General features: G+C 48.7%; 6 protein-coding genes. 2 read left to right on the forward strand and 4 right to left on the reverse strand.

Annotation, left to right across the window (positions count from 1 at the left end):
- The first annotated feature begins 61 nt into the window (after nt 1–61).
- Nucleotides 62–319: a hypothetical protein gene (locus ACUVJL_RS15220; RefSeq protein WP_445246608.1), complete on the forward strand. Its 258-nt coding sequence runs from the start codon at nt 62–64 to the stop codon at nt 317–319.
- Here ACUVJL_RS15220 and ACUVJL_RS15225 read toward each other — a convergent pair.
- The 4 genes from ACUVJL_RS15225 to purS form a co-directional block, all read right to left on the reverse strand.
- The gene (locus ACUVJL_RS15225; RefSeq protein WP_445246609.1) at nt 303–2,513 is read right to left on the reverse strand and encodes a hypothetical protein; all 2,211 of its coding nucleotides are present in this window, start codon (nt 2,511–2,513) and stop codon (nt 303–305) included. The two genes, ACUVJL_RS15220 and ACUVJL_RS15225, sit on opposite strands and share 17 nt — an antisense overlap.
- Nucleotides 2,506–4,554: an ATP-binding protein gene (locus tag ACUVJL_RS15230; RefSeq protein WP_445246610.1), complete on the reverse strand. Its 2,049-nt coding sequence runs from the start codon at nt 4,552–4,554 to the stop codon at nt 2,506–2,508. The genes ACUVJL_RS15225 and ACUVJL_RS15230 overlap by 8 nt, the downstream gene beginning before the upstream one ends.
- A 440-nt stretch (nt 4,555–4,994) precedes the next feature.
- A complete protein-coding gene (purQ, locus tag ACUVJL_RS15235) occupies nt 4,995–5,696 on the reverse strand; it encodes a phosphoribosylformylglycinamidine synthase subunit PurQ (protein WP_445246611.1) in 702 nt (233 codons plus the stop codon).
- A 307-nt stretch (nt 5,697–6,003) separates the two neighbouring features.
- Nucleotides 6,004–6,288, reverse strand: coding sequence for a phosphoribosylformylglycinamidine synthase subunit PurS (gene purS / locus ACUVJL_RS15240; RefSeq protein ID WP_333136055.1), 285 nt, complete (start codon nt 6,286–6,288; stop codon nt 6,004–6,006).
- A gap of 143 nt (nt 6,289–6,431) precedes the next feature.
- On the opposite strand from purS, the gene ACUVJL_RS15245 reads away from it, so the two are divergent.
- On the forward strand, nt 6,432–6,798 hold a 367-nt coding region (locus ACUVJL_RS15245; RefSeq protein ID WP_445246612.1), incomplete at its 3' end, for a Fur family transcriptional regulator.

The raw sequence follows: 6,798 nt of genomic DNA on the forward strand, positions 1-6,798 counted from the left end.
CAGGCATCTTGCCTGTTAAGCGAGAATATTGAGATGTTGCACCATTGTCAATAAGCCTTTTATGAACGGGCAAGATGCCCGTTCCACAAGAAAATCTACTCTTTGTGGAACAGGCATCTTGCCTGTTCTTGAGAATGGTGCAAGATGTTGCACCATTGTCAATAAGCCTTTTATGAACGGGCAAGATGCCCGTTCCACAAGAAAATCTACTCTTTGTGGAACAGGCATCTTGCCTGTTCTTGAGAATGGTGCAAGATGTGAGTTACAACCGACAGATTCGGGCAAAAACCCGGTTTCTTGGATTATCGCCCGCCACTAACTTTCTCCAATCGCAGGAAATGCACCCGGCCCAACGCATCCCCCGCTACAACACTCACCCCATCAGGCGAAATCGCACAGCCCTTGAAGCCACCCTCCCCGCTGAAACTAGCAATCTCTTCGCCGCTGAGTAGATCCCAGATTTTCAGGGTTTTATCCCGTGAAGCGGAAATCGCGGTTTTGCCGTCGGGTGCGATCGCCACTGCAAATACCGACTCAGTATGACCGCTGAGGGTTCTAACTTCGCTACCTGTCTCGGTGTCCCAGATTTTCAGGGTGTTATCCCGTGAAGCAGAAATCGCGGTTTTGCCGTCGGGTGCGATCGCCACTGCATATACCGAGTCAGTATGACCGATGAGGGTTCTAACTTCCGTACCTCTCTCGGTGTCCCAGATTTTCAGGGTGTTATCCCGTGAAGCAGAAATCGCTGTATTGCCATCTGGTGCGATCGCCACCGTATATACCGAGTCAGTATGACCGGTGAGGGTTCTAACTTCCGTACCTCTCTCGGTATCCCAGATTTTCAGGGTTTTATCCCGTGAAGCGGAAATCGCTGTATTGCCGTCTGGTGCGATCGCTACTGCATTTACCCAGTTAGTATGACCGCTGAGGGTTATAACTTCCGTACCTGTCTCGGTGTCCCAGATTTTCAGGGTGTTATCCCCTGAAGCGGAAATCGCGGTTTTGCCGTCTGGTGCGATCGCCACTGCATTTACCCAGTTAGTATGACTGGTGAGGGTTTTAAGTTCCGTACCTGTCTCGGTGTCCCAGATTTTCAGGGTGTTATCCCCTGAAGCGGAAATCGCTGTATTGCCTTCGGGTGCGATCGCTACTGCATTTACCCAGTTAGTATGACTGGTGAGGGTTTTAAGTTGCCTACCTGTCTTGGTTTCCCAGATTTTCAGGGTTTTATCCCATGAAGCGGAAATCGCTGTCAGGTCGTCTGGTGCGATCGCCACGGCATTTACCAAGCTAGTATGACCGGTAAGGGTTTTAAGTTCCGTACCTGTCTCGATGTCCCAGATTTTCAGGGTGTAATCCCATGAAGCGGAAATCGCTCTTTTGCCGTCTGGTGCGATCGCCACGGCATTTACCAAGCTAGTATGACCGGTGAGGGTTTTAAGTTCCCTACCTGTCTCGGTGTCCCAGATTTTCAGGGTTTTATCCCATGAAGCGGAAATCGCTCTTTTGCCATCGGGTGCGATCGCCACTGCATTTACCGAGTCAGTATGACCGGTGAGGGTTCTAACTTCGTTACCTGTCTCGGTGTCCCAGATTTTCAGGGTTTTATCGTCTGAAGCGGAAATCGCTCTTTTGCCGTCTGGTGCGATCGCCACTGATCTTACCGAGTTAGTATGACCAGTGAGGGTGCTAACTTGCCTACCTGTCTCGATGTCCCAGATTTTCAGGGTGTAATCCCACGAAGCGGAAATCGCTCTCTTGCCGTCTGGTGCGATCGCCACTGCTTCTACCCAGTCACTATGACCAGTGAGGGTTCTAACTTGCCTACCTGTCTCGATGTCCCAGATTTTCAGGGTGTAATCCCATGAAGCCGAAATCGCGGTTTTGCCGTCTGGTGCGATCGCCACTGATCTTACCCAGCCAGTATGACCGGTGAGGGTTCTAACTTCCCTCCCTGTCTCGATGTCCCAAATTTTCAGGGTGTAATCCCATGAAGCCGAAATCGCGGTTTTGCCGTCTGGTGCGATCGCCACTGCTTCTACCGAGTCAGTATGACCGCTGAGAGTTCGCAGACATCCTTCTCCCGGCCGCTCTAAATTAGCCTTCAAAGGCCGCAGCCAAGGACTATCTTTCGATTGCTTCCCTTGTTCGAGCAACCCCTGAATCTGGGGTCTTTCAAAATCCAGCAACCTTCCCCACAAATGCCCTGCTAACTGCGTTTTATCCTTATCCAAAACCTGCGCCGACTTGCGAAGTGCCCCTTGAATCAACCGCAAAGTTTCAGTTTGCCCCTCCGACAGCAAAACATCAGAAACTCCCGCCAAATCGTAATCCTCAATTAACGCTTGAACCCCCAACGCATCCAACTTCGCCTCAATAAAATCAAAATCCGTTAACAACTGATGCAGCCGTTCCCCTTGAACACTCTGGGCCAAATGCCCCGGCAGAGTTTCCAAAGTATAAAGCCGCTTTTTCGGCGACTGTTTCCCCAACCGTTCTTTAAACTTACTCATCGCCGTACAAATTCTCCCACAAATTATCAGAAATTGCCGTTTCAATATCCCGCAGCGACACCCCTGATTGCTGCACCACATCTCTACGATGCAGAAATCTTTGGAAACTCGCGTGATAGATACTGTAATCGGGAGGACTATCACCGCTACGCCGGAGAAACTGTTCCCAATCATCCAGAACTTTATGCAAATCCCCAGCATCTTCCTCAGCAAAATCCGCCAAAATATCGCAGGAAACCGGCTTGCGAGTTTTGGTCAACAAATAAATCACCTTCAACTTGCGGCGGCGCAATTCTTGATCTTTAACCGCCATTTCCATCCGCGCCCAGTGCTTCTCATAATATCCTTCCAACTCCCTCGGCAAATCTTCCAAAGTCACATCGCTGTACTTGCCGCTATCGATATCATTAAGCACATAGCGCAGGTACATAAAGTTATTCTGGCTTTTTTGGGCCACCGCCGCCACAAACTGATCTCGCTGCAAATTTTGACGGTTAATCCAACTCTGAATTGAGGCGCTGTTGCTGGTACGTTTGTCAATATAAAGCTGGACATCCGCCAAACTTTCTGTACTGTACTGCATCAAATCAAAAACCTGATGATTTGGCAAAGGCAGAGTTTTCGGCTGCTTCGAGACAATAAAATAAACATTATCCGGCAAAGCATCAGGCAAATAGAGGATATTGCTGCCGCGCCCCTGCAAACTGATCTCGACTTCATCCAGGGCATCCACGACCAAAATCAACTTTTTTCCGCCCAATTTAGGGCTGACTTCCCCCAACAATCGACTGAGAAAATTGCCATCTCTGGTGGCATTTTCCGGCAGTTGCGGATAACTTAGTTGAAAGCCTCGAATTAACTGAAGGCAGGCATTTTCTAGAAATTGTTCGGCGCGGACAATACCTTGAGATTGCGAGTTAAAATGGGCAACACAACGCCGATTCAGCAGCAGCACTAACTGCGCCAGAATTGAACTTTTTCCCACACCTGGATCTGCTTCTAAAAGAAAATATCCTTTGCGGTTGTTCTGCAAAAAGTCGGCAATTGCTGCAAACACAAATTCGCGACCGGTAAAGTCTTGAGTGCGACCTTGAATAATCGTTTCGCACTCGTAGGGAATCGGTAATCGGGGCGCGGAAATATCAACAAATCGTTCCAGTGATGTTTGAATTTGACCCAAATCGGATCGGATGCCAATTTCTATGGCTGACAATTTCCCCATCACTTGACAAATCTGCTGCCCAGTTTCCACGGCCTCCAACTTTTGCAGTATTTCCCCATTTGGCAGCCCCAAATCTCTCAGTTGGGCTAAAGCAATTTGGTGCAGATTCAACAGCATCACCGCAAACTTTTCTCCTCCATTCGCCGCATCCAGTTTCAGCACTTGGCGGTACGCTTTCGGAAAAGTTGCGTACAGTTTGTCCGCGACAAATTCCACGATTTCTGCATCGAAGGGTTTGCCCTTGCTGGGGGCGGCGAATTCGTTGAGGAAAGTTGCCCAATCTGCCGTTGTCAATCCGGTAACTCGATCGAACTCCTCGGCATCCGCAGAAAAAATCAGGGTTAACTGGTCTTCGGGAATATTTAAACCCCTTGACAAGTCGGCTGTATTCGTGTTAATATCCAGCCAGTATTCAGGAGTTTTCTCGGCTAATTGACTGAGTGCTGTTTCTGGATAAGGCAATTTTTGGGTTTCGGCGATCGCACTTAATTCATCCGACGAAGCAACCTCTCTCAAAATATAGCCGATCGCCTCACCCGCCGCCTTAATCAAATCCTCATTTTCCAGAATACTCGGATTTTTGATCAACCGTTGGGTCATCCGATTTGCCAGTTCATCAGCGGTCATAGTCTCAGCGAGACTACCAGCAATCGCTGCTAAGATAGAAACTCCCCCAAGTGCGATCGGGCCGCCCATCATACCCGCTGCTGCTTGAGTGGCCGGAGTGGCGATCGCATTTGAAATAACTTGTCCTATAGCCATCACCGCACTCCATCCAATTACCCTATTTTTAACATTAGCTAAGTCAATTAGCGACATAAAATAAATATTCCTGTTTTTAAAAGTTGCTAAGCTGTTGGGCATCTAAATTGTATTTTTTGGGCGGGTTCTTCGGCCCACCCCACAATCAATTTAATCTACTGTGGAACAGGCATCTGGCCTGTGGATTTTGGGCTGGTTCTTCGGCCCACCCCACAATCAATTTAATCTAGTGTGGAACAGGCATCTTGCCTGTGGATTTTGGGCGGGCTCTTCGGCCCACCCCACAAGAAACTTGATGTATGGTGGAACAGGCATCTGGCCTGTGGATTTTGGGCGGGCTCTTCGGCCCACCCCACAAGAAACTTGATCTATTGTGAAACAGGCATCTGGCCTGTGGATTTTGGGCGGGCTCTTCGGCCCACCCCACAAGAAACTTGATCTATTGTGAAACAGCCCGGAAAGCCTGTTCATAAAATCAGAGACACCGCAAATATCAACTACAAAACAGCAGCAACACTTGCCATCAACAACCCTTCAAATAATTTCATCCCATCAGTCTCGCCCAACATCGGATCGGATGCCCGTTCAGGATGCGGCATCATTCCCAACACATTGCCCGCCCGATTGCAAATACCGGCAATATTATTTAACGAACCGTTCGGATTGCCAGCATCGCTAATTTTGCCTGCCTCTGTGCAGTAGCGAAACAGCACTTGCTTGTGGTCTTCTAGTTCTGCTAAAGTATCCGCATCGGCATAATAATTGCCTTCCCCGTGGGCGATCGGCAAATCGATGATTTCACCCGAAGTATAGGCAGCAGTCCAACGAGTATTACCGCGTTCGACTTTCAAAGAAGTGCGATCGCAAATAAAATTCAATCCCGCATTCCGCACCAGAGCACCGGGCAACAAACCAGCTTCAGTCAACACCTGAAAACCGTTGCAAATACCCAGTACAAGTTTGCCCTGTTTCGCGTGTTCCGCAGTAGCCCGCATCGCCGGAGAAAAACGGGCGATCGCGCCACACCGCAAATAATCTCCGTAACTGAAACCACCGGGAATTACAATGATATCAATATCCGAAATATCGGTATCTTCGTGCCAAATCATCCGCGTCGGTTGGTGGAGTAACCCTTGAGTCACCCATACCACATCGCGATCACAATTTGAACCCGGAAAAACAATAACTCCAAATTTCATAAGCTCAAGGAAGTTCGGCAACAGATTTTGTAACGGATGTAACGGAGGTCAGGAAGAAGCAAGAAGTGTCAACTTAAGACTAAAATCTTATGTTTCTCTCGCTTGTATCAAAGTCTCGATCCCCCTAAATCCCCCTGATAGTCGGGGGACTTTGAGTGCTCCGAGTTTTCGTGTTTTTAACGAAGACTTTGAACGCTCTTGTCCTCGCCTTTTTAATAGAGACTTTGAACACTACTGTCCCCTCCTTATTAAGGGGGGTTAGGGGGGATCTCCGGGACCAAAAAACACACCCTAGGGGCGATCGCATTTATGCCGCCGCTGTCTCCACAGCAACAGGAATTTCAGTCAAATCAAAGCGATAATTTTCAATCACAGGATTAGCCAAAAGTTGGTCGCAAACGCGATCGAGTTGTTCGCGGGCCTGGGACTCACCAGCAGCAGTCAGCGTCAATTCAACATACTTCCCGATGCGCACGCCCTCAACATTGTCGTATCCCATGTGTTGCAAACCAGACTGTACGGCTGTGCCGGCGGGATCTAAAACAGAAGGGCGGAGGGTAACATAGATTTGGGCAAGATATTTCTGAGTCACGGGAATGTTGCGGTAGGTGATGTGAAAGTTAGCCCCATTGTATTCTACAACCGAGCAGCGCGCCGATCGCCATTTGGTTCGCCCAAGTAAGATAGCCTAGAAATAGGGACAGATGTGATTTCAGCAGATTCGAGAAAAAAATTATGAGAACCAACCACACCCGCAGTCAGGAGCGTATTTTAAACTTGCTCAAAGTCCTGAATCGATCGCTCTCAGCGCAAGATATCTACTTAGAACTGCGTAACAGCGACCAAAGCATGGGCTTAGCAACCGTTTACCGCTCCCTCGACGGTTTAAAGCGAGAGGGGTTCGTTCACGTCAGAACCCTCGCTAGTGGCGAGTCTCTCTACGGTGCCGCCCACCAAGACCAACACCACCTAACTTGTCTCGAATGTGGCACCTCCATTACGATCGACGAATGCCCCGTCCACCACTTAGAAAGCCAACTACAACAATCTCATTCTTTCAAGATTTATTATCACACTTTGGAGTTTTTTGGATTGTGCGATC

This window comes from Microcoleus sp. OTE_8_concoct_300 (genome assembly GCF_031383065.1).
Classification (GTDB): domain Bacteria; phylum Cyanobacteriota; class Cyanobacteriia; order Cyanobacteriales; family Microcoleaceae; genus Microcoleus.

Bases quoted from the DNA above. Each gene is read 5' to 3' on its own strand.
- purQ (WP_445246611.1), bottom strand. From the start codon at position 5,696: ATGAAATTTGGAGTTATTGTTTTTCCGGGTTCAAATTGTGATCGCGAT.
- ACUVJL_RS15225 (WP_445246609.1), bottom strand. From the start codon at position 2,513: ATGAGTAAGTTTAAAGAACGGTTGGGGAAACAGTCGCCGAAAAAGCGG.
- ACUVJL_RS15230 (WP_445246610.1), bottom strand. From the start codon at position 4,554: ATGTCGCTAATTGACTTAGCTAATGTTAAAAATAGGGTAATTGGATGG.
- ACUVJL_RS15220 (WP_445246608.1), top strand. From the start codon at position 62: ATGAACGGGCAAGATGCCCGTTCCACAAGAAAATCTACTCTTTGTGGA.